At 69.6% G+C, this 21158-nt stretch carries 17 protein-coding genes and 1 pseudogene; 8 read left to right on the forward strand and 10 right to left on the reverse strand.

From position 1 onward, the window contains the following. Nucleotides 1-671: 671 nt before the first annotated feature. From SSP08S_RS43715 to SSP08S_RS43740, 6 genes and pseudogenes are all read left to right on the forward strand, one after another. Nucleotides 672-1574, forward strand: a complete 903-nt coding sequence (locus SSP08S_RS43715; protein ID WP_086022063.1) for an expansin EXLX1 family cellulose-binding protein — start codon at nt 672-674, stop codon at nt 1572-1574. Nucleotides 1575-1846: 272 nt separating this feature from the next. After that, nucleotides 1847-2124: pseudogene (locus SSP08S_RS63860) on the forward strand (helix-turn-helix transcriptional regulator); the annotation flags it as partial. Nucleotides 2125-2329: 205 nt separating this feature from the next. Beyond that, a complete protein-coding gene (locus SSP08S_RS43725) occupies nt 2330-3619 on the forward strand; it encodes a bifunctional glycosyltransferase family 2/GtrA family protein (RefSeq protein ID WP_019073977.1) in 1290 nt (429 codons plus the stop codon). A 17-nt stretch (nt 3620-3636) separates the two neighbouring features. Further along, nucleotides 3637-5898, forward strand: coding sequence for an ArnT family glycosyltransferase (locus SSP08S_RS43730; RefSeq protein ID WP_019073978.1), 2262 nt, complete (start codon nt 3637-3639; stop codon nt 5896-5898). A gap of 49 nt (nt 5899-5947) precedes the next feature. Then, a complete protein-coding gene (locus SSP08S_RS43735; protein ID WP_019073979.1) occupies nt 5948-6691 on the forward strand; it encodes a response regulator transcription factor in 744 nt (247 codons plus the stop codon). Beyond that, nucleotides 6688-8208, forward strand: coding sequence for a sensor histidine kinase (locus SSP08S_RS43740; RefSeq protein ID WP_019073980.1), 1521 nt, complete (start codon nt 6688-6690; stop codon nt 8206-8208). The genes SSP08S_RS43735 and SSP08S_RS43740 overlap by 4 nt, the downstream gene beginning before the upstream one ends. A gap of 28 nt (nt 8209-8236) precedes the next feature. Here the strand turns inward: SSP08S_RS43740 and SSP08S_RS57060 are convergent, their stop codons facing one another. The 6 genes from SSP08S_RS57060 to SSP08S_RS43770 all read right to left on the reverse strand — a co-directional run bounded on the left by SSP08S_RS57060 (nt 8237) and on the right by SSP08S_RS43770 (nt 14594). Next, nucleotides 8237-9841, reverse strand: coding sequence for a sodium:solute symporter family transporter (locus tag SSP08S_RS57060; RefSeq protein WP_019073981.1), 1605 nt, complete (start codon nt 9839-9841; stop codon nt 8237-8239). Next, on the reverse strand, nt 9838-10089 hold the full coding sequence (locus tag SSP08S_RS43750; RefSeq protein WP_019073982.1) for a hypothetical protein: 252 nt from the start codon (nt 10087-10089) through the stop codon (nt 9838-9840). Before SSP08S_RS43750 ends, SSP08S_RS57060 begins: the two co-directional genes overlap by 4 nt. Before the next feature lie 438 nt (nt 10090-10527). Next, nucleotides 10528-11211, reverse strand: a complete 684-nt coding sequence (locus SSP08S_RS43755; RefSeq protein ID WP_019073983.1) for an NADPH-dependent FMN reductase — start codon at nt 11209-11211, stop codon at nt 10528-10530. Next, nucleotides 11208-11723, reverse strand: a complete 516-nt coding sequence (locus SSP08S_RS43760; protein WP_019073984.1) for a nuclear transport factor 2 family protein — start codon at nt 11721-11723, stop codon at nt 11208-11210. The genes SSP08S_RS43755 and SSP08S_RS43760 overlap by 4 nt, the downstream gene beginning before the upstream one ends. After that, nucleotides 11720-13057, reverse strand: coding sequence for an acyl-CoA dehydrogenase family protein (locus SSP08S_RS43765; RefSeq protein ID WP_245608074.1), 1338 nt, complete (start codon nt 13055-13057; stop codon nt 11720-11722). The genes SSP08S_RS43760 and SSP08S_RS43765 overlap by 4 nt, the downstream gene beginning before the upstream one ends. A 259-nt stretch (nt 13058-13316) precedes the next feature. Next, entirely contained in the window at nt 13317-14594 is a 1278-nt protein-coding gene (locus SSP08S_RS43770) for an acyl-CoA dehydrogenase family protein (protein WP_019073986.1), read from the reverse strand. A 429-nt stretch (nt 14595-15023) separates the two neighbouring features. Here SSP08S_RS43770 and SSP08S_RS43775 point away from each other — a divergent pair, with 429 nt between their 5' ends. Beyond that, nucleotides 15024-15551: a nuclear transport factor 2 family protein gene (locus SSP08S_RS43775; protein WP_019073987.1), complete on the forward strand. Its 528-nt coding sequence runs from the start codon at nt 15024-15026 to the stop codon at nt 15549-15551. A 315-nt stretch (nt 15552-15866) separates the two neighbouring features. Here the strand turns inward: SSP08S_RS43775 and SSP08S_RS58475 are convergent, their stop codons facing one another. Continuing rightward, nucleotides 15867-17333: a helix-turn-helix domain-containing protein gene (locus SSP08S_RS58475; RefSeq protein WP_019073988.1), complete on the reverse strand. Its 1467-nt coding sequence runs from the start codon at nt 17331-17333 to the stop codon at nt 15867-15869. 278 nt (nt 17334-17611) lie between these two features. Here SSP08S_RS58475 and SSP08S_RS43785 point away from each other — a divergent pair, with 278 nt between their 5' ends. Then, entirely contained in the window at nt 17612-19030 is a 1419-nt protein-coding gene (locus tag SSP08S_RS43785; protein WP_019073989.1) for an MFS transporter, read from the forward strand. Nucleotides 19031-19216: 186 nt separating this feature from the next. On the opposite strand, the gene SSP08S_RS43790 is transcribed toward SSP08S_RS43785, so the two are convergent. From SSP08S_RS43790 to SSP08S_RS57070, 3 genes are all read right to left on the reverse strand, one after another. Then, the gene (locus tag SSP08S_RS43790; RefSeq protein WP_019073990.1) at nt 19217-19648 is read right to left on the reverse strand and encodes a VOC family protein; all 432 of its coding nucleotides are present in this window, start codon (nt 19646-19648) and stop codon (nt 19217-19219) included. 234 nt (nt 19649-19882) lie between these two features. Next, entirely contained in the window at nt 19883-20560 is a 678-nt protein-coding gene (locus SSP08S_RS43795; RefSeq protein WP_019073991.1) for a transposase family protein, read from the reverse strand. Between the two features lie 7 nt (nt 20561-20567). Further along, nucleotides 20568-20996: a hypothetical protein gene (locus tag SSP08S_RS57070; protein WP_019073992.1), complete on the reverse strand. Its 429-nt coding sequence runs from the start codon at nt 20994-20996 to the stop codon at nt 20568-20570. Between the last annotated feature and the right edge of the window lie 162 nt (nt 20997-21158).

The following is a 21158-nucleotide window of genomic DNA, read 5'->3' on the forward strand; positions in this document are numbered from 1 at the left end:
TTGCCTCGGACCGCGCGAGCTACCTCACCGGTGCCACCCTCGCGGCCGACGGCGGACGTACCGCCGTCTAGTACCGCGGCTGCGGAGGTTCACCGGGCTGCTCCCCGCTTCTCTGGGGGGAGAGAGGGGACCCAGGTGCGTCGCCGCCGACCGTCGCTCTGTCGCGTCGGCCGGCGGCGGTGGCCGCTGAAGTCGACGGTTGGCCGCCTCGTAGCAGCAGGTGTCCCGTCCTGTTCATCGGCACCGGCCAGTCGTCAATGGCCGCAGTGGTTGAACGTCCTGGCGCCCGCTCACGCACGGTTGGAGAGTGTGCGAGGACGTCTGGAGCCCATTTGCGGGCCGTGACCGGTGCTATTGGCTCTGGCGGGGAGCGCCGCCTTGGTCGCTTTCTGTCGTGCGGCGGACGGAGGCTGCTCGGCGAGGTGAACGCGTCCCGGAACAAGGCCCGTTGGAGTGTCTGGTGTCGCCGCGCGGGGCGGTCCTTTGCCGCGGCGTGAGGCTCGTGCGCCGGCTGTCGACCACTGGAGATCGAACTCGATGGAAATCGACGGCAACCTTTTCGCCTCGCGCGGCCACTGAGGAGCGGAACACCGGATCGCTCTTCCGAACGGACGCACATGCAGGGAACAAGACAGGCCGCGCGACAGCGCAGACGTCGACGCGGACTGATGATGGCCACTACCGCGGTGCTGATCACCGCAGGCTTTCTGGTCTGCCTGGTCGTGGCAATGAAACCCGACCACAAGGCGGACGAGGGGCAGGCCCGCGCCACGTCCGTCGCCGAGTACAAGGGGACCGTGCCGCCTACGTCGCCAGGGCGGAAGCCGTCCACACCGTCCCCGTCCGCCGCCTCCCCGAGCGCCTCAAAGAGCTCTTCGGCCACGCCGACGACCTCCGCCACCGCACCGACGGCGCGGTCGTCGGCTCGGCCGCGGACGGCTCCCGCCACACCGTCCTTGGCCGGGCGAATCCGGCCCAGGACCACGTACCAGGGAGTCGCGACCGTCTACCAGGCCGGGGTGGGGGACGGCGCCTGCTCGTACGGGCCGAGCGCCGACATGATGATCGCGGCGATGAACACCACCGACTACGAGACGTCCAGAGCCTGCGGGGCATACGTGCTCGTTCGGACGGCGAGCGGTGCCTCCGTCACGGTCCGGATCACCAACGAATGTCCGCTGCCTTGTGCGCCCGGTCAACTCGACCTCAGCGAACAGGCCTTCGCCAAACTGGTCCCTGTCTCGACGGGCCGGATCGCGATCACCTGGAGCCTGTTGAGCCCCGCCACGGCGGGCACGCTGTCGATCCGCTACAAGACCGGATCCAGCCCCTACTGGTGCGGCATCCAGGCAATGGGCCACCGCAACCCGCTGGCTCGGCTGGAGGTCCGCGCAGGCGGTGGCTGGCGCCAACTCGTCCGCACCGACTACAACTACTTCCTTTCCCCCGACGGAAGCGGATGCGGCGGCGCGATCAGGCTCACCGACATCTACGGGGAACAACTGACCGTCAACGGGATCGCGCTGCGGCCTGAAGTCGTGCAGCCCACGCGGGTCCAGTTCGCCCGACACTGACTCGCCCGCCGATTCCGTCGGCCTTCGGTGTTCCGACGGGATCGGCGGGGGTTTCCGGCGCCGAGTTCGAGGATGAGCAGGCGGGCGCCGGCGGGGGAATCCGGCCAGTCCTGGAGGCGGCGGCCCGCGGGGAGACAGGGGTCGTCGACGCACTCGGGGCCGATACGGACGTTGATCTCGACCCGGCCGCCGCAGTTCGGGCGGGTGGGCAAGGGGCCGGTCGCGGCGCCGGTGGTCGGGTCGTACGAGGCAAGTAGGTGTGCGACGAGGCGACCACGCCCGCCGGCGGCCCCGCCCCCGAACCCGACGCCACCTACCTGCGCTTCCGTGACGCGGCGGAGAGGGACTTCGCCCGCACCCGCCGGGTCGAGGACTGCGCCGAAGCGCTCGGCTACTCGGCCCGCACCCTCGCCGCGGCCGGCCGGGGCGCCAAGGAGTTCATCGACCGTCGCGTCGTCCTCAAGCCAAGCGTCTCCTGGCCCACAAAGATCACAAGGGCCAGATCCCGATCGCGTTCCGTGACACGGTCCGCGGGCACGGCCCGAGTTGAGAGCCGCGAGAGGCCGTACCGGTGCGCCGTGGTGCAGCTGTGCCCCCAGCGAATCGTGGGAGCACTTTCGGTCATTGATCTGACTCCCCGTCAGTTCTCGGTATTCTCCCCCGGCCCCCACAGGCGAGGCGGCAACAGTGAGGCTCCGGCCCAGGACAAGGGCCCGTGAGCCGCAGTCTGCCGTCCCCTCATGCCTGAGGAAGCCATGACTCCCACCCCCCACCTCGCCGAACACGCCGCTCGTGTGGAGCGTCCCGCCCCCTTTCAGCCCGTCGAACACTCGCTTCTCGCGCACGCCGGGACCACGACGGTGGACATCGTGGTCCCGGTCTACAACGAGGAACGCGCCCTGCCCGGGTGCCTGCGTACCCTCCACGCCCGCCTGTCCCAGGGCTTCCCGTTTCCCTGGCGGATCACCGTCGCCGACAACGCGAGCACCGACGAAACCCTGGCCACCGCCCATCGTCTCGCGGACGAACTGCCCGGTGTCTGCGTCGTCCACCTGGACCGCAAGGGCCGGGGACTCGCGCTGCGCACGGTCTGGGGGGCCAGCGACGCGGACATCGTGGCGTACATGGACGTGGACCTCTCCACCGGCCTCGACGGGCTGCTCCCGCTGGTCGCGCCCCTGGCCAGCGGCCACTCGGACCTCGCGATCGGCTCCCGGCTGGCTCCCGGCGCACGTACGGTGCGCGGGCCGCGCCGCGAGTTCGTCTCCCGCTGCTACAACGGCATCATCCGGCTCACCCACGGTGTCCGCTTCACCGACGCCCAGTGCGGATTCAAGGCGGCCCGCACGGAGGTGCTCCGGCCGCTGCTGGAAGTGACCCGCGACGACGCGTGGTTCTTCGACACCGAACTGCTGCTGCTCGCCGAGCACAACGGACTGCGGATCCACGAGGTCCCGGTCGACTGGGTCGAGGACATCGACACCCGGGTGGACGTGGTGAGCACCGCCAGGCAGGACCTGCAGGGCCTGTGGCGCATGGCGCGGCTCAAGGCGTCCGGCGACGCCCGGGTCGAGGTGGTGCCGCGTCCCGAGCCGGCCGCGGAGCACCCCGACGCCGTCCTCGCACCCTCCACGGGACGCGGTGCGCTGTCGTGGGAGGTCGGCTGTTTCGTCGCGATCGGTGTCGTCTCCACGGCCGGACAGGCCTTGCTGTACTGGCTGCTGCGCGGCTGGTGGTCTCCGGCCGTCGCCAACCTGATCTCACTGTTCGTCCTCACCGTCCTGAACACCGAGGCGAACCGGCGCCTCACCTTCCGGCACTCCACCTCCCCGCCCGCCCGTGTGCACCTCGGCGCAGGGGGCCTGTTCGTGCTCGGCTACGTGGTCACGTCCGCGGCGGTGCTGTGGTTCAAGTGGCTCGATCCCGGCGCCTCACCGGCCACGGAGACCGCGGTCCTCACCACCGCCTCCGTAGCGGTCACCTGCGTCCGCTTCGCCGTTCTGCGACTGGCGGTCTTCGCCGCCCCCCGTAGCCGTAACCGTTGACGAGAGCGAATCCCCACATGAGCAACCACGCGCACATCAGGCCCGCACCGGCGGCGTCGGCACCCGACGAGAAGCGCGCGCATACGACTACGGCCGTCCGCCGGCTCCCCGGCTGGGCAGCACCCGCCGCGCTCGGAGCCGTCCTCGTCCTCGCGGCCGTTCTGTACGGCTGGGCGCTGAACTCCCTCGGCTGGGGGAACAGTTACTACTCGGCCGCCGTGAAGTCGATGGGTAAGAACTGGACCAACTTCCTCTTCGGCTCCTTCGATCCCGCGGGCGTGATCACGGTCGACAAACCGCCCGCCGCGCTGTGGCCGCAGGTGATCAGCAGCAAGATCTTCGGGATGCACGGCTGGGCGCTGATCCTCCCGCAACTCCTCGAAGGAGTGGCCGGGGTGCTGGTGCTGCACCGCACGGTGCGCCGCTGGGCGGGGGAGGCGGCGGCACTCGTCGCGGCCCTGGTGCTCACGCTGACGCCCATCACCGTGGCCATCAACCGGGACAACAACCCCGACACACTGTTGATACTCCTTCTGGTGTCGGCGGCGTACGCGCTCACCCGCGCGCTGCAGGCCGAGGGCAGGGCCGCGACCTGGTGGCTGTGCGCGAGCGGGTTTCTGATCGGGTGCGGATTCCTCACCAAAATGCTCGCCGCCTGGATGGTCGTTCCCGCGTTCGCCGTCGCCTGGCTCGTGGGAGGAAGCGGCGCCTGGATACCGCGAGTGCGGCGTCTGCTGGGCGCGGCGGCCATCCTGGCGGCGTCCTCCCTGTGGTGGGTCGCCATGGTCGACTGGTGGCCGGGCGACCGTCCCTACATCGGTGGCAGCAAGGACGGCTCGGCCTGGGACCTCGTGATCGGCTACAACGGGCTGGGGAGGGTCTTCGGTTCCAGCGACGGAACGCCCCAGGGGATGGGCGGATCAGGCGGCGGATTCGCCGGCGGATTCGGCGGCCAACCCGGCCTCAGCCGTCTGTTCGAGGCGCAAGTGGGCGGTCAGATCAGTTGGTTGCTGCCGGTCTGCGGGCTGGCTCTGGTCGTCGCCGTCGTCGGCGCGGTACTGCACCGACGCGGCAGGCTGTCGGACACGGCTGTACTGCCGGCCTCCGGCTGGCTGCTGTGGGGGACCTGGCTGGTGGTCTGCGCGGCCGTGTTCTCGACCCAGAAGGGCATCTTCCACCCCTACTACACCACTCAACTCGCCCCGGCGATCGCCGCGTTGTGCGGCGGACTGACGGCCGCCCTGGTCCGTGTCCACCGCGCCGGCCTGCGCTGGGCGCCTCCGGTCGGTGTGGCCGCGGTCGTGGTGAGCGTGGCCTGGGCCGTGGTGCTGATCCGCCGGGAGCCCGACTGGAACGGCTGGCTGGTGTGGCCCGTGCTGTTGATCGCCTGCGCCGCGGTCGTTCTGCTGGTGCTCTCACGACGCCGTGGCCGGCTGCTGACGGTCGCCGGCTGTGCCGCCGTCGCCTCGGTGCTGCTGGCGCCGGGAGCGTGGGCGGTGACCGTACCCGCCTCGACCGGCATGGGGGGTTCCAACCCGACGGCCGGTCCGACGACGCTCGGATTCGGCGGTGGCGGCGCCATGCCCCGGCAGAGCGGGAACAGCGGCGACCTTCCCTCGGGCATGCCGTCCGGGATGCCGTCGAACGTGCCGGGCCTCCCCGGCGGTGGTGCCTCTTCGGGACAGACCGCTGAACCCCCGTCCGGCGGAATGCCCTCCGGCATGCCCACCGGGGGAGGGAACGGCATACCCGGTGCACCCGGGGAAGCGGGCTCGAACGATCGCGGCACACCCTCGTTCCCGGGTGCCGGTTCGGGAACGGCCCCTGGTGGGGGCCGCGGCTTCGGCGATGGAGACCTCACCGCCGACCAGCGCAAGATCATCCGCTACGCCGTCGAGCAGGCACCTGACGCACGCATCAAGCTCGCCGTCGAGGGCGGTGCCCTCAGCGCCAGCGCCTTCATCCTCGGCACCGACGAGACCGTCATCGCCATGGGTGGCTTCACCAACAGCGACAACTCGCCGTCGGTGGCCGAGTTGGAGAAATGGACCAAGGACGGCGAACTACGCTACATCCTGGGTTCCAACACGAACGGCGGCAGCGCGCCGGGCCTGTCCGGCGGATACACGAAGCAGCGCTCCGACTGGATCGCCGAGAACTGCACCAAGGTTCCGGCGTCGGCATACGGCGGCACCTCCGACACGTCGGCGCAGAACAGCGGCGGTGGTGTGATGGGGTTCGGAGGAAGCAACGTGCTCTACGACTGCGCCGCCAAGTAGCCGTCGCCCGAGCGACGGCCGCCGCACGGCAGAACGGACCAGCAGACGCATGACCGAGCAGCTCACAGCAGCGCGGCCGCGACGTCGACTCCTCGTGGTCGAGGACGAGCCCAGCATCCGCACCCTGTTGGAGGCAACGCTCCGCCTGACCGGATACGAGGTGCGCAGCACCGACACCGGACAGGCGGCCCTCCTGGAGATCGAACGCCTGGAACCGCATCTGGTGCTGCTGGACGTGATGCTGCCCGACCTGGACGGCTTCGAGGTGACCCGCAGACTGCGGGCGGCGGGCAACGACTGTCCGATCCTGTTCCTGACCGCCCGCACCGGCACCGACGACCGCATCACCGGACTCAGTGCCGGCGGGGACGACTACGTCGCCAAACCCTTCAGCATCGAGGAGGTGCTGCTGCGCATCGAGGCCATCCTGCGCCGCACCGCGCCGGCCACCGAATGGCAGGCGGTGGAGAGCGTTCTGCGCTACGCCGACCTCGAACTCGACGAGGGCGCGCACGAGGTGCACCGCGCGGGGCAGTACATCGCCCTGTCGCCCACCGAGTTCAAACTCCTGGCCTACCTCCTGTCGAACGCGGGCCAGGTGGTGAGCAAGGTCCAGATCCTCGACCACGTCTGGAGCTACGACTTCGCGGGCGACTCCCGGATCATCGAGACGTACGTCAGGTACCTGCGCAGGAAGATCGACTGCTTCGAGCCGCCGCTGATCCACACCGTGCGCGGTGTCGGCTACTGTCTCCGGCGTCCCCGCGACCACGCAGGGGCGCCGGACCAGTGACCCGCTTCCTGCCCCGGCCGCCCAAGTCGGTGCGGCGGCGCCTGATCCTCGGCGCCACCCTGCTCGCCACCGTGGCGGTCCTGACCTCCCAGGCGATCGGCTACGTGGTCCTTCGCTCCTGGCTGCTGGACCGCGTCGACGCGCAGCTCGTCGAGTTCCATCCACCGGATCCCGCCTACTACGACGCGCTCCGGGACACGCTCCCGGCCCCGGGAGCACGGCAGGACGTGCTCCCCTCGGACTTCCACATCTACTTCTACGACTCCTCCGGGGCCCACCTGCACAACTCCCTGGGCTCCGCGACCAGGCCAGGACCTCGGCTGGCCGATCACGCGAAGGACCTCGGGCTGCGGGACGGGCACCCCGAGACCGTGTCCGCCGTCAGCGGTGACGGCCGCTGGCGGGTGCTGCTGAACCCTGGTCCGGACGGCATGAGCGCGGTGGTCGCCCTTCCGCTCGACACCGTCGACGGCGCCACCTCGAAACTCCTGTGGCTGAACGCCGTGTTACTGGCCGTCACGGTCGTCGCCCTGATCGCCCTGGGCCGATGGGTGGTTCGGCTGGGACTCCTGCCCCTGACCAGGATGGAACGGACGGCTCAGGACATCACCGCGGGCCGGCTCGATCTTCGGTTGGCCGACACCGACGCGCGTACCGAGATCGGACGGCTCGGACGGGTCCTGAACTCCATGCTCGACCGCCTGCAGAAGGCGCTGTTGGCGCGGGAGACCTCGGAGGCCCGCCTGCGCCGGTTCGTCGCCGATGCCGGACACGAGCTGCGCACTCCGCTCACCGCCATCCAGGGCTACGCCCAACTCGGCCTCCGACCGGAACCGCGTTCGGCCCGCGAACAGAACGAGGCCAACCGGTTCATCGCCCAGAACGCGGAACGCATGAGCCTGCTCGTCGACGACCTCCAGTTGCTCGCGACCCTGGACAAAGAACCCTCCTACCGCAGGGAGCGGGTCGACCTGCTGTCCCTCGCGGCGGACGCCGTCAGCGCCGCCGCCGTCCACAGCGAGTCCCATCCCGTCGGCCTCGGCCCGCTGCACACCCCGGCGGACCCCACCGGGGCGGAGGAACTCGACGTCGCGGAGACTGTCGGCGACCCGCACCGACTGGGTCAGATCGTGGAGAACCTGCTCTCCAACGCCCGTATCCACACCCCGCCGGGCACCCGCGTCCAGGTGCGCGTCGGCACGACCGAGGCGGGTCCCGGAACCGGCGGTACGGACCGGCCCGGACGCACCACCGCCTCGCGTCCCCTGCCGGAGGGGCTGCCGGTCAGCGTGATCGAGGTGGCGGACGACGGACCCGGCCTCGAACCCGTCGAAGCCAAGCTCGTTTTCGAGCGCTTCTACCGCGCCGACCCCGCCCGCTCCCGCATCCACGGCGGCAGCGGCCTCGGCCTGGCCATCGCCGCGACCATCGCCGAAGGACACGGCGGCCGTCTCGAACTCGACACGGCCCCCGGGCGGGGCTGCGTCTTCCGCCTGGTCCTGCCCGCGGTCGACTAACGACAGGGGGCGACAGAGACCGCTGCGGTCAGCGGAACTCAACGGGTATGCGCGGAAGGACACTTGGGGATGCCGGCCCATCGCGGCGCCGTCCCACCAGACTGCCCGCCCACCCCAGCAGGAAGGCCGCGGGTACGGAGATCGTGGCGGGGTTGCTCGGACCGAACCAGGCGAAGTCGGCCGACGGGAAAAGTGCCGTAGGACTGCCCGACACCGCCGAGGAGAACAGGTACAGGCCGATCGTCAGCGCTGTTCCGCCGTAGATCGTCCACAGCACACCCGTGCGGTTGAACCGGTTCCAGTAGAAGGTGTACACCAGGGCCGGTGCCGCGGTCGACGCGGCCGTGGTCGTGGCGAGTTGGGCCAGGAAGCCGACGGAGTGACCCTGGGCGATCACCGCGAGTGCGATGCCGGCGGCGCCGAAGAGCGCCACGGCGAGGCGGGCGGTCTTGAGTTCGTCCGACGGGTCCGGCTGCCTGTGCCGCGCGACGTAGTGGTAGGAGTCGCGGGCGAGGGCACTGGCAGCCGCCAGTGTGGTGCCGCCGACGACCGACAGAACGCACAGGAACAGGGCGCAGGCCACGGTGGCGAACATCAGGTTGCCGAGTCCGTTCGCCGTACCGCCTGTCAGGTTCCGTGCCAGGAGCATCAGCGCGCCGTCGGCATGCGCCTGCCCGCTGAAGATCTCACGAGTGCCGATCCGTGCCGAGGCCGTGAATCCCAGCAGTATCAGCGCGACGCACAGGAAAGCGACGACACCGGCCGCGTATCGGATGGAACGTCGTGCCGTGGCGGGGTCCTTCATCGCGTAGACCCGGCTGAGGACGTGCGGCATGCAGGCGCTGCCCAGGACGAGCGCCAACTGCCCTCCGGCGAAGTCGAGGCGTGTGGTGCTCCCGACGCCGATCGTGCCGCCGGGGGACAGGTACCGGCCCTGCTGGGTGCTGCCCTCCGAGGCGGCGCTGATCAGGGCGTCGACGTCGCCGTGGAACGCGCGGACGGCGTAGGCGCAGAGCACGAACATCGCTGTGCCGATCACCGTGACGGCCAGTACCTGCACGGAGGTGAGCCCCTTGGCGCCGCTGAGCACTCCGCAGGTGACGACCAGACAGCCGATCAGTACGGTGCACAGCTTCTGGACGCCGATCCCGGTGAAGCCGAGCAGGGAGGCGGTGATGCTCCCGGCGGCCATCAACTGCACGATCAGGAACGGTCCGGCCACGGCGAGCGTGGCCACCGCGGCGGCGATCCGGGGGGCCGTTCCGGACGCCCGTAGCGACAGGAGTTCGCCGAGAGTGCAGGCGCCGCTCAGCTGGATCGGCCGGGCGAGCAGCAGAAGCACGCCGAGAGCCAGGAAGATGCTGCCGGCCGTGGTGACGCCGTCGAAGCCCGCGGTCGCCACCACGCCGGTGACGGTGAGCAGCAGGGAGGTCGACGCGAAGCTCCCGGCCAGCGCGAGTCCGCTCCTCCACGCCGGCAACGTTCGGTCGCCGATGTAGAACTCTCGCGCGGAGTGCTCGTCCAGGCTGGAGAAGACCGTCAGGAAGAGCGTCAGCATCATGAACAGCATGAAGCCGATCAAGACATGATTCGGGCTGCCGGAAGCGGCCGCCTGCAAGGTCCCACCGGTCATCTCGCGTCCTCCGGCCGGCCGTCGGCCGCTCCCGCGCCGGATCCCGCGTACGTCTGCTGCCAGGGGTCCAGCAGGTGGGTGCAGCGACGGTCGAAGCGCCGGGCTGTCACCAGCAGCAGGGCCACTTGGGCCAGGTACAGCGCCAGCCCGACCGTCACCTGCGTGCCGGGCAGCTTGTGGGCCAGCAGATCGCCGGCCGTCGCGCCGAGAACCAGGGTGGCGGCGAGAGCGATCGCGTTGGACGTCACAAAGGACCGGTCCAGCCGCAAGGCCTGTTGCCGCACGTGTTGCGGAGCCGACGCATCGCTCAGCGGGTCGCGATGATCCGGGGGTACGGACGGGTGGGGTCTGTGACGCATGGGGTCTTCTCCTGGTGGGTGACTGAATCGCATCGCCGTTGCCCAGGCAGAACGACCGCGCGCTCTGTGTACGCGTCCTCGTCGTCGAGGGTCACACGACCACAAAGCAGTCCAACTGCCTGGCTACGGCGGGTCGTGGGGTTCGCAGCGGGCGGCGGAGTCGGGTTCCGCAGTTGTCATCGCGCGCGCCAGTGCGGGCCTCGTCGCAGAGGATCTGTACTTCGGATCAGGAAGTGGCGCGGGTCCGAGCGGTGGACCCGCGCTCCTTGGCAATGGCCTGCCCGGAAGGCGTGTTCGAACTACTTCACGTCTTGGCGGGCGCAGGCTTCATCTCCGGGGACCGGGACCGGGACCGGGGCCAGGGCCAGGGGTCGGGCCCGGGCCGGACATCGGTGCCGCGGGACCGGGCAGTCGCGGCGGGGGCGGGGGCGGACCCTGACGGAGGGGGCGGAGCACCTCCGCCCAGCGAGCCAGTTCCGAGAGCATGGGCGCGACGGAATCGGCGACCGGCGGAGGCGGGGTGAAGACCCCGTCCCGGACGTGCTGCATGACGAAGGGGACCGCGACCCCATCGGGGATGGGCATCATGCGCAGGGTCGTGACGATCTGCTTCATCACCTGTACGGAGCGCAGGCCGCCGGCGATGCCGCCGTAGCTGACGAAGCCGACCGGGGCGTACAGCCACTCGTTGTGGAGGTAGTCCACGGCGTTCAGCAGGCTGGGCGAGGGACCGTAGTTGTACTCGGGAGTCACGAAGACGAAGGCGTCCGCCTCCTTGATCTTCGCGCTCCAGCGCCGCGTGTGCTCGTGCTCGTAGCGGCCCATCCGAGGGGGACCGGGTTCATCGAGGAGCGGGAGGGCGTAGTCGGCGAGATCGACCAGCTCGACCTCGAAGCCGCCGTGCTTCTCGGCCGCTTCCACCGACCAGTCGGCGACCGGCCGCGCCAGCCGGCCCGGCCTGGTGCTGCCCACGATGACCTGGAGTTTCACGGTGCTGTCCGTGCTGCTCACACCGACTCCTTCCCTGGTGCGGACTTCTTGAGGGGGCCCCAGTGCTCGGTCAACCGGCCGTCGCCGATGCGGAAGACGGCGAGGCTGTACCAGTCGTAGGTGCTGCCGGGGATCAGCGGGTCCGGGGTGGGCTGCTGCGTCATCACGCTCGCGAGTTCGCCCTCGGCGATGATGTTGACCACGGCGGGTGGCGGCCCGGCGTCGAGCGGCGCACGGCGGAGGTACTCGATCAGCTTTTCGCGGCCGTTTCCGGGGGCGTTGGGGTCGTGCTGGACGTAGTCCTCGGCGACGAAGCGCTTCACGATGTCGTGGATGCGGTCCTCGGCGGCGTCGTCGCGGATCATCCGGGCCAGCTCGGCCACGAAATCGATCACGATCCGCTTGGTCGCGGCAACGTCCGGGTCGGAAGACGCCGCGACCGCGTCGATGTAGTCGGGGCGGTCCATCCACGTCTGGTGGAGCTCGGGGTCGTCGATCTCGGCGATGCCGTCCACGATGCTGAAACCGCTCATCGCACGGGCTCCTTTCCCGGTACGGGGTTGCCGCGTTGCGGTACGGCGGCGCCGATCATGGGGAAGGGCTCGATCCCGAGGATGCGTCGGCCGTTCTGCTCGGCGAGCGGGTCGACGCGGATCGCCCCGTGCGAGGTGACCACACGGACGTCGCGGACGAAGCGCTGGATCGGGTTGGACAGCGCGATGGTCGAGGAACCGAGCGTCTTCTGGAGGAGGTTGATGGCGTCCTCGCACAGGTTCGCCGCGTAGGCGAGCGCGAGGCTGATCTCGGATTCCTCCTCGTCGGTGAACTCCAGACCGGCCTGGGTGCGTGCGTCGACCTGGTCCGCGTAGCGTTCGATCGTCGAGCCGGCCAGGACGATCATCGCCTGCGCGCGCCCGGCGGCCACCTGGGCCGAGGCCATCTCGGCGACGCTCGGGTAGGGCAGGGTGAACGGCTTGCGCCTGCCCGCCTGTTCGGCGAAGCACGACAGCGTGCCGCGCGCCATGCCCAGGGCGATCGAGGTGTTGCTGAGCGCCACGGTCATCAGCAGTGCGCGGCCGCTCTGCTGGAAGGCGGCGCCGGTGTAGTGGTGTCGGATCTGGTCGAGCCTCGGCGGGAAGTCGCCGAGGTCGAGGAAGCGGTAGTCCGGGACGAAGATCTCGTCGGTGACCCGGAGGCTGTTGCTGGACGTTCCGGAGAGCCCCATGACGTGCCAGTCGTCGAGGATCTCGAACTGCTCCCGTTCCAGCACCACCACGCCTCGGCCGGTGCCGCCGGCTTCCGCGGGGTCGAAGGCGACCCCGACCATCGCCCAGCGGGCGTGCTTGCAGCCGCTGCCGAACGCCCAGCGTCCGCTGACCATCCAGCCGTCGTCGACCTTGCGGGCGTCGCCGACGGTGGTCGCGAACACGGAGGCGCCGACGAGCGCGGGGCCCACCCAGCCCTCGACGTCCTTGCGGATCTCCTCGATCAGCTCGGGCTGGAGCCCGAGGAAGTTGCGCAGCCCGACACCGACGAAGGCGCTCCAAGCCGCCGAGCCGTCCCCCTCACCGAGCGCCGCGACGACCTCGACCAGGTCCCGTGCGCCCAGAGCGGTGCCGCCCCACTCGACCGGCATCGTCATGCGGTAGATGCCGGCCTCGTCGAGCGCTTTCAGTACGTCGGGAGTCAGCGCCCCGATCCGCTCTCCCTCGCGGGCCTGCTCCCGGATCAGCGGCTTGAGGTCGCGGATCCGGTCACGCAGCTCACGTCCGGCATCGGTCAGATAGGGCGACTCGACGGCCCCGAACTCCGGGAGCGGGCCCGGCGGAGGCATCGGTGGCACCCGGCGGGCAGTGGGCTGAGACATGGATTCTCCTTGATGGGCAAGGCGGTGAATTAATTGAACTGTACCGTGCAGTTCAATATGTCTGTCAAGGTAACCGCCACGGTCAGGGCGATACGGTGGCCAGGACGGACGCGCGGGGGAGTGCGGTGACGTAGGTGCTCAGCGCACTGCTGTGCGGCGCGTGGATACAGCGGGCGGCCTCGGTCGCCGGGCGTCGGGCATGGGGAAGCCTTCGCACGCGCCGGCGTCGGTGGTGCGGCTGATCGAAACCGGGGCTTGTCTAGATCGGCATGTTCATGAACGGCTCAAGCCCCAGAATGTCTCGTCCGTTGATCTCCGCCATCGGCTCCAGCCGCAGCGCGCCGTGCGTCGCCAGCACGCGGATGTCGCGGACGTACCGCTGGATCGGGTTGGACAGGGCGACGGTGGACGAGCCGAGCGTCATCTGCAGCGCGTCGATCGCCTGCGCCAGCATGTTGATCGCCCAGATCAGGTCCATCGTGATCACGGGCTCGTCCGGCGGTACGAAGTCCTCGCCGCGCAGTGTGCGGCGGTCCAGTTCGTCGGCGTATCCGTGAATCGTGGCCCGGGCGACGTTGATGGCCGCGCGCGCCTTGCCTGCCGCCACCTGGACCGACGGCATGTCGGCCACGGTCGGGTAAGGCAGGTTGAAGGGCCTGCGGCGCTTGGCCTGCTCCGTGAAGGACTCCAGACAACCCTCCGCCATCCCGAGGGCCAACGCGGCGAAGTGGACCGGGACGAGCAGCATCTGCGCCACCATCCCGAATTTGAAGGCGAGTCCTTCGTACCGGCCGCGCAGGGCATCCAGCCTCGGCGGCATGTCGGCCAGGTCGAAGACCCGGTAGTCGGGAACGAAGCCTTCCTCCCCGAGCGTCGTGATGCTGTTGCTGGAGGTCCCCATCAGACCCATCACATGCCAGTCGTCGAGTACCCGGAACTCCTCGCGCGGGAGCAGCGCCATCGCCCGGCGCGGCTTTCCGTCCTCGCCGGTGTAGTCGAGGCCCACCGTGGCCCAGGCCGTGTGCCTCGCCCCGCTGCCGTAGGTCCACTTGCCGCTGATCATCCAGCCGCCGTCGACCTTCCGCGCCTTGCCGACCACGGGTGAGAGCAGCGAGGCACCGATGATGATCGGCCCCTCCCAGGTGGCGATGTCCCGGAAGACCTCGTCGACGAGCCGCTGCGGGTAGGCGAGGCTGTTGCGCGTCGCGGTGGAGACGACCGCCAGCCAGCCGGCCGCGGCATCCCCGGCGCCCAGAGCCGTGATGATCTCGGTGATGTCCCGGGCGCCGAGTGCCGTGCCGTCGTATTCGGCGGGCAGGGTGAGTTTGAAGATGCCGACGTCGCTGAGGGCCTTGAGCGTCGACGGGGTGAGCGCCCCGATTTTCTCACCGTCTCCCGCGTTCGCCCGCAGGGTCGGAATGAGCTCCCTGACCTCGTCGCGGATTCGTCGGCCGGTTTCACTCAGGAACTCCGACTCTCGCCGCGGCGGAGGCGGCGGCGCGGAGCCCGGGAAGGCGGTAACGCTCGATTGGCTCATCTTTTCCTCGAATCACTAGGCCACGATGCGGATCGGCGCGCGTCGAGCGCCCCATCACGTCGGGTTGTCGTCCAGGCAGCGATCGGCCGGCCTTGAGGCGGTATCCGGACCGTCGACAGGCGGACCGGGCGGATGTCGGTGCAGCCGAGAATTCGCCGTCGATTTCGACCGGTGAGCCGGTCGGCAGCGGCGGGACCTGCTGAGCACCAAATCATACTGGACGGTACAGTCCTGTCAAAGGTCGGCGCGAAGTCCGCAGGTGGGGGAGGTGTGCGCGGCTGAGGGTGGTGGTCGGCGGTGGAGTCGTAGGCGGTGTTCCGCTCGCGCGGTGCCGGATCGCTCCAGCTCGTTGACAACGCTCAACCGTGCGTATTGACTGCACTGGACCGTACAGTACGGAAACAGTGTTGAAATCCCCCGGAGGCAACGTTGCAGGAGTACACGATCGTCGGCGGGGTCGCGCAGATCCATGACCCCGCTTTTTTCGACGTATGGATGTACCGGGATGACTTCGCCGAGGCGCTGTCGAAGTCGCCGACAGTCGAGGTGACCACGATGAAGCGCCTGGTCATCGAGTTCGAGGCGGCTCTGGCCCGGATGATGCTGAGCGGGCGTGTCGATGAGCAGGTCGACGGCATCCTCGAGAAGTTCATCGTCGACGACTACATCCAGAACGATCCGAACGTGCCCGGCAACGGGCGTGCGTTCCTGGCGGACGGATTCCGGAAAATCCCTTTGACCGGGGACGCACCGCCCCCTCCCGTCGCGTTGATCGTCGAGGATGACCTCGTCTGTCTGCTGATGCAGAAGCCCTGGCCCGACCCGACGGCCCCCGGATCGACCTACGACTGGTTCATCCCCACCGTCTTCCGGATCAAGGACGGGAAGCTGGCCGAGCACTGGGGCTCGTACAAGAAGGGTGGTCACGACGCCGGGCCCGGGCCGGCACCGGAGTAGGCACCGCCGCGCTCCGGGCTCGGGAAGTCCCTCGCCACGGTGCGCCCAGCAGCTGACGGTTTCGCCCGCGGGCAGTCCGAGGCCGTCAGCGGCGCCGTCGACGACTTGCGCGGAGTCGATCGCGGCGACCTCGGTCCTCCGCGTGTGTCGGGCGGTATCGGACCCGGGCCCGACGCTGACGAGTGGGACGTGGAGATCGCCGTACCACCTCTCGACCTGGCTCGTCCAGGAGCGGCCGGTCGGGGCGAAGCGGACGTGGACGCGGGCACGTCCGCCCGGCCGCGCCCTGCTCTCGGCGGTGCCGAACGCCGCGCACTACGTGTCCGCGACAAGCGGGTCGCCGGATGGTTCGGCCCCGTTGGTCCGGTGGGGTTCGAGGCCGAATTCCTTCCAGATCCGCCCGACGCTCGACGGTGACACCCCGGACTTCTTCGCCATCGAGGCGCGGGACCAGCGGGCGGCGTCTTCCGGGGCGGATTTCGACGTGGACACCAGTACGTCCTCCACCTGATCCCACGTGATCGAGGCGGGCCTGCCCGGGCGGTCCTGATCGGCCAGTCCATCCAGGCGGTCCGCTAGGAACCGAGCGCGCCACTTGCTCACCGTCGCTGCGGAACAACGCAATTCGGCAGCGGCCGTTTTGTTGTCCGCGCCGTCCGCGCACGCCAGGACGATCTTCGAGCGCAGCGCCGACGTGTGCGAGGCCGCGTCCCTTGCCCGGCGGGTCAGTTCGGCGCGTTCGCCCGGACTGAGCACCAGGTCCGTCGTGGGCCGTCCTGGCCGGGGCATGTCGAGCAGACCTGCCAGCCGATGCTCGGCGAACCGAGCCCGCCACTTGGCGACCGTCATCCCGCCCGTTCCGCACCGGGACGCGACCGCGGCATCGGACAGGCCCTCCCCGCACGCCAACACGACCTTCGCCCGGTTGGCCAGCCGGGGCGCGACCTCGCCACGCGCCCACCTGCGCAGCTCGGCACGCTCCTCATCGGACAGCACGATCTCCACGGCGCGGGGTCCCGGACCCGACGCGCCGACCTCGTCGGAATTTATTGAGTCAATTTCAGGCGCGGCGCCCGAAGCGGGTTCAGGGTGCGGCGACGGCCTCGTGTGCGCGACGTGGACGTCTGGCAGCTTTCCGGCGTCCCGGTTGCGCAGGGCCCGCAGGAAGATGTTCGTCGTCAGCTCGGCCTGGGCCTGGAGGAAGGCCGTGTCACGGTCGCGGCCCACGTCCACGAGCGCGTCGATGTGAACGGCCGACGAGGCCATCCGGATGAACAGCCCGGCGTAGGCCTCCGGATCGGGCAGGACGTATCCGTGCAGGTCCGCGTCTTCGCGGAGTGTCCTGGCGGCCAGTTCGACGATGTGGGGAACGCCGAGGGACCGGACGACCTTGGTCAGCTCCGGGCGGCGGACCGCTTCGGTGACCATGACCCGCGAGAAGGCGAGGAACTGCTGGGTTGTGGTGGCCTCGAGAACCTTGAACACGATCTGGGTGAGGCGCTGCTCAGGGTCATGGGTGGCGGCGAGCATGGCCTTGTCGAGGTCCAGGTCCACCGCGGCGCCACCACGTTCGGTCGCGGCGCAGAAGAGCTCGACCTTGTCACCGAAATGTGCGTATACGGTCGTCTTGGCGACGCCTGCGTGGGCGGCGACCGCATCCATGGAGGTTCCGTCGAAGCCGCCGGCCAGGAACAGCTCTACCGCCGCGTCGAGCACGGCCTCGCGTTTGGCCTGGGATGCCGCCCCGCGAGGGGCCTCCCTGGTCGTCTCGCTCGTCGTCACAGCCCACTCCTCCACCCTCTTGACGCGACCTGAACCCTACCGTACCGTCCAGATCACACTGGACGGTACAGTTCAGTTGATCGCGAACCCGTCCGAGACGGGAACAGCGCGCCTGGAGCCGCCGCGACAGCCCTCCCCATCAGCAGCACACACAACTGAATAACGCGGTCGTCAAAGCCGACGCCCGCTTCTACCGAGTTCAAGGAGTTCCGATGTCTCCAACGACGAATCCATCGGAAACACCGGGGTCTCCCCCCACGCTCGTCCCGCCCGTACCGATGTCGACGCGTGAAAGTGCTCCGCCGAAGACAAGCTGGAAACGCTATGCCGCGGACTTCATCAAGGCACCCCGTCAGGCCAAGGCGGCGCTCATAGGCAGTCTGCTGCTCGTGGCGGTCAGCCCGTCCGCCTTCTCGGCGCTCACCCCGTACGTCGCACCGGCGTACGCCATGAAAACCGGCACGACACCGTCGGACGCGATTCTTCTCTTCGTCACCGTGCCGCTCGTCATCGGCCCGCTCCTCCTGCCGGTCGTCGGACGCTGGGTGGACCGACGGGGTGCTCGGCGCGTCGCGATTCCGGCGGTGGTCCTTTACGCGATCACCACGGCGGCCATCCCGCTCGGCGCGGGGAGGGTCTGGCTGCTGGAGACACTCCTCATCGTCGCGTCGGTCTTTGGATTCGCCGCGAGCCTCGGGGTCGTCTTCAAGATCATCTCGACGTGGTTTCCCGGGCACCGCGGAATCGGGTTCGGACTCGTCGGAGTGACGTCGAGTGTGGCCGGCGCTGTCCTCTCACCGGTGTTCCAGTGGCTCGTGAACGGTGACACTCCTGCGGTTTCCTCGGCGGTGTCCGCCCACCCCGCGGGAAAGCCGAGCGGGCCGCCGCCGGTCTCCGCCGCCGACCCCGGGGTGTTCACGGGACTCGGCTGGGACGGCGTGTACTACGTGGCCGCGCTCGCGATCGCCGTCGTCGGCATCCCGGCCGTCCTCTGGCTCGTCTCCGAACCGAAGGTCACTCCGACGACCGGACCGAAGCTCCTTGAGGCCAATCTGCCAGGTGTGCCGTTCCGGCAGGCGATTCGAACCCGTGCCTGGATCTTCATCGTCCTGCTCCTCACGTTCGTCTCCACCGGCCCGGTGTCGATACGCCAGAACGCCGTGGATTTCTTCGGCCAGAACGGCATCGACTCCGCAACCGTGTCGCTCGGACTCTCCGTGCTCTTCAGCGCGTCGGTCGTGGGGCTCCTCGTCGCCGGAACCGTCCTCGACCGAGCGCGCCGTCCGTGGATCGTGGCGGTGCTGATCGCGACGGTCCCGGTCGGGCTGGCGCTCGCGCTCATCAACGGCGGCTCCCTCGCGCTCTTCTACGTCGCCATGGCACTTCTCGGCTTCGCGACCGGCGCGGAATCGGCCCTCGGCCCGGCGCTGATCGCCAAGTACCTCGGGCTGAAGTCCTTCGGATCGATGCAGGGGCTGACCCTCGCGATCACGGGTTCGGCGCTGGCGCTCGCCCCGTATGCGGTGAGTGCGATCCAGGCAAGTTCCGGTAGTTACACCCCGGCCCTTCTGATGCTCGTCGGGCTCACTGGCATCGCGGTCGTTCTGGCCGCTCTGCTTCCGAAATACCCGCGGCCGTGGGTGATGCCGGCGCCGGCCGGGGACGACGTGCCCAGTCGGCCGACGCCCGCCTCGTAGCCCCACCGCCGGCGCGCCGATGGTCGCAGCCGACGAGGCGCCTGGCCGATCTCGGCTTCCGCCCTCTTCGGCTGCATCGGCATCATGGTCCTGAATTGCGGGGCCGGATCCGCAAGGCCGTCGCCGAGTGGTTTTCCGCCACCGGGGGATCGGCCGTTGTCGCGCACACGCGACGCTGATGACGCGTCAATCGGCCGCGACGGACATTCCGCCCCACTCCTCCGGGGCGACGTCGGCGAGCGTCTCCGAGAACGTCCATTGATGGCCCGCGAGGTCCTCGACGCTGTACTGCCGTTCGCCGTACTCGAAATCGGTCGGCTCCATGACGACGCGTGCGCCGTGCGCCAGGGACCGCTCGTAGTGGGCGTCGACGTTCTCCACTCGTACCGTCACCGAGTGCGTGACCTCGCCGGGGCGTGGCGGGCGGCGATCATGCCGTACGTCTCCGACGATCACGGCACCGTCGCCGAAACCGAGCTGTGCGCGGTGGCTCTCGCCGATCCGCACCCGTTCGGCGAACCCGAAGGCCGCGCCGAGCCAGGCGACCGCCTCGCGCACATCGGGATAGATCAGGACGGGGATGACCGTCGACGCCGGAATGGAGCGGTTCGGCTTCATGGCTGACTCCAGGCGCTTGGGCTGAGCCACGCGACTCAAGAGCGTACCCGCCGGCCGGCGCCAGGGCTGCTCGTCACCGGAGACCCTCGCGGTCGCGGAGAGAAGGCCGTCCGGTCTCAGCGTCAATTCAATGAGCACTGTGCATCGTGAACTTGCTGGTCACGGGGCTGGTGTGCGTGCGGTTCCGGATGCTCGTGCTGGTCGTGGGTGGATGACTTCGGTGAAGGTCGTCGGTCACCGGGACACTTCGCGGTTCGTGAGGACGAGCAGGGCCCTGACCAGGGTGGTCGCCCAGGCCGGGTCGGTGCGGACTGTGACGAGCACGCGCCAGTTTTCGAGGTGGGCGAAGCCGTGCTCCACCGGTGCCCGGACCGCTGCCAGTGCGGTGTTCGACAGCTTCTGTCCTCGCGTCAGAGGCCGGTTCCGGGCGGCCTTGTAATCGGCGATCGCCCCGAGACCGGCCGCCCGCAGTTTGGCGCTGAGCTGGCCGTGTCGACAGGCGGTGATCTCCGAAATCCGTCCGGGACCGGCCGCCGAGACCCGGAGCAGCCGGCCGCGATCGTCGGTGAGCGCGATCACGAGCAGGCCATGGCATTTGCTCTTGCCGGAGTGGTTCTTCCGGTTCTCTTTGCCGGAGCGCCGGCGGGTGCGGATCGGCGTGCCGTCCAGCAGCACCATCCCGCCACCCTTGCGGGCGATCTTTTTGAGGGCGCGATCCAGGCGCGGGGCGCGGGCGGCCCGCACGAGGGCGGCGATCCGTCCCGGAGGCAGGGCCCGCCACAGTGACCTGATCTTCTTCAGGTGGCCGCGGATCAGGCCGGCGAGCCGGTTCAGGGTGGCACTCGACAGCGGCAGGCGGGCAGTGCGGACAAGGCCGTCAGGGCCCTCGACGGGATGGTTGTCTTTCTGCACACCAAACTCAACTGCCGTCGGGGGACCGCCAGTTGTGCCTCGTCGGCCGCCCGCCTCTCTTCGCCCGGGAGCGTGCGGCGTACCTGCCGTCAGGACGCTTGTGCAGCCGGCCGCGGTCGGCGAGCTTGGTCATCTTCGCCCGCAACGGTTGCAGCTTTCCGCGCGCCGTCACCTCAAGGCCCAGCTCCTCGCCGACGGCCCTGACCTGCACCGGGCCGTCGGCAGCCCGCACGATCGCCAGGATCTTGCGGTAGTCGGCGGGCGGCGCGGCCGCCACAGCCCGGTGCTGTTCGGCCGGCCGGTGCAGGACCCGCTCGGCGATCACCAACTCCTCCCGCTCGGCCTGGACTTCCGTCAGTTGCTTGGCCAACTCCTCGGCGAGCGTGTCCAGTTCATTCCGGCGAGCCGTGATCCGCTCCAGCTCCAGCATCGCCATGCCCTCCCCGCGCCCTCCCTGCACCGGCCCGGTCAGGGACCGCAGGAGGGGCACGGCGGTCGGCCGGCAACGGCCTTGGTGACAGGTCGGATGAACTTCACCATGGACACCCGCCGACGACCAGCGCGAGTACCCCGCACACCAGACCCGTGACCTGTGTAC

This window comes from Streptomyces hokutonensis, from assembly GCF_000376565.1.
Classification (GTDB): domain Bacteria; phylum Actinomycetota; class Actinomycetes; order Streptomycetales; family Streptomycetaceae; genus Streptomyces; species Streptomyces hokutonensis.

Coding starts and splice junctions, on each gene's coding strand:
- SSP08S_RS43715 (WP_086022063.1), top strand. CDS start 672: ATGGCCACTACCGCGGTGCTGATCACCGCAGGCTTTCTGGTCTGCCTG.
- SSP08S_RS43725 (WP_019073977.1), top strand. CDS start 2,330: ATGACTCCCACCCCCCACCTCGCCGAACACGCCGCTCGTGTGGAGCGT.
- SSP08S_RS43730 (WP_019073978.1), top strand. CDS start 3,637: ATGAGCAACCACGCGCACATCAGGCCCGCACCGGCGGCGTCGGCACCC.
- SSP08S_RS43735 (WP_019073979.1), top strand. CDS start 5,948: ATGACCGAGCAGCTCACAGCAGCGCGGCCGCGACGTCGACTCCTCGTG.
- SSP08S_RS57060 (WP_019073981.1), bottom strand. CDS start 9,841: ATGACCGGTGGGACCTTGCAGGCGGCCGCTTCCGGCAGCCCGAATCAT.
- SSP08S_RS43760 (WP_019073984.1), bottom strand. CDS start 11,723: ATGAGCGGTTTCAGCATCGTGGACGGCATCGCCGAGATCGACGACCCC.
- SSP08S_RS43765 (WP_245608074.1), bottom strand. CDS start 13,057: ATGTCTCAGCCCACTGCCCGCCGGGTGCCACCGATGCCTCCGCCGGGC.
- SSP08S_RS43770 (WP_019073986.1), bottom strand. CDS start 14,594: ATGAGCCAATCGAGCGTTACCGCCTTCCCGGGCTCCGCGCCGCCGCCT.
- SSP08S_RS43785 (WP_019073989.1), top strand. CDS start 17,612: ATGTCGACGCGTGAAAGTGCTCCGCCGAAGACAAGCTGGAAACGCTAT.
- SSP08S_RS43790 (WP_019073990.1), bottom strand. CDS start 19,648: ATGAAGCCGAACCGCTCCATTCCGGCGTCGACGGTCATCCCCGTCCTG.
- SSP08S_RS57070 (WP_019073992.1), bottom strand. CDS start 20,996: ATGGCGATGCTGGAGCTGGAGCGGATCACGGCTCGCCGGAATGAACTG.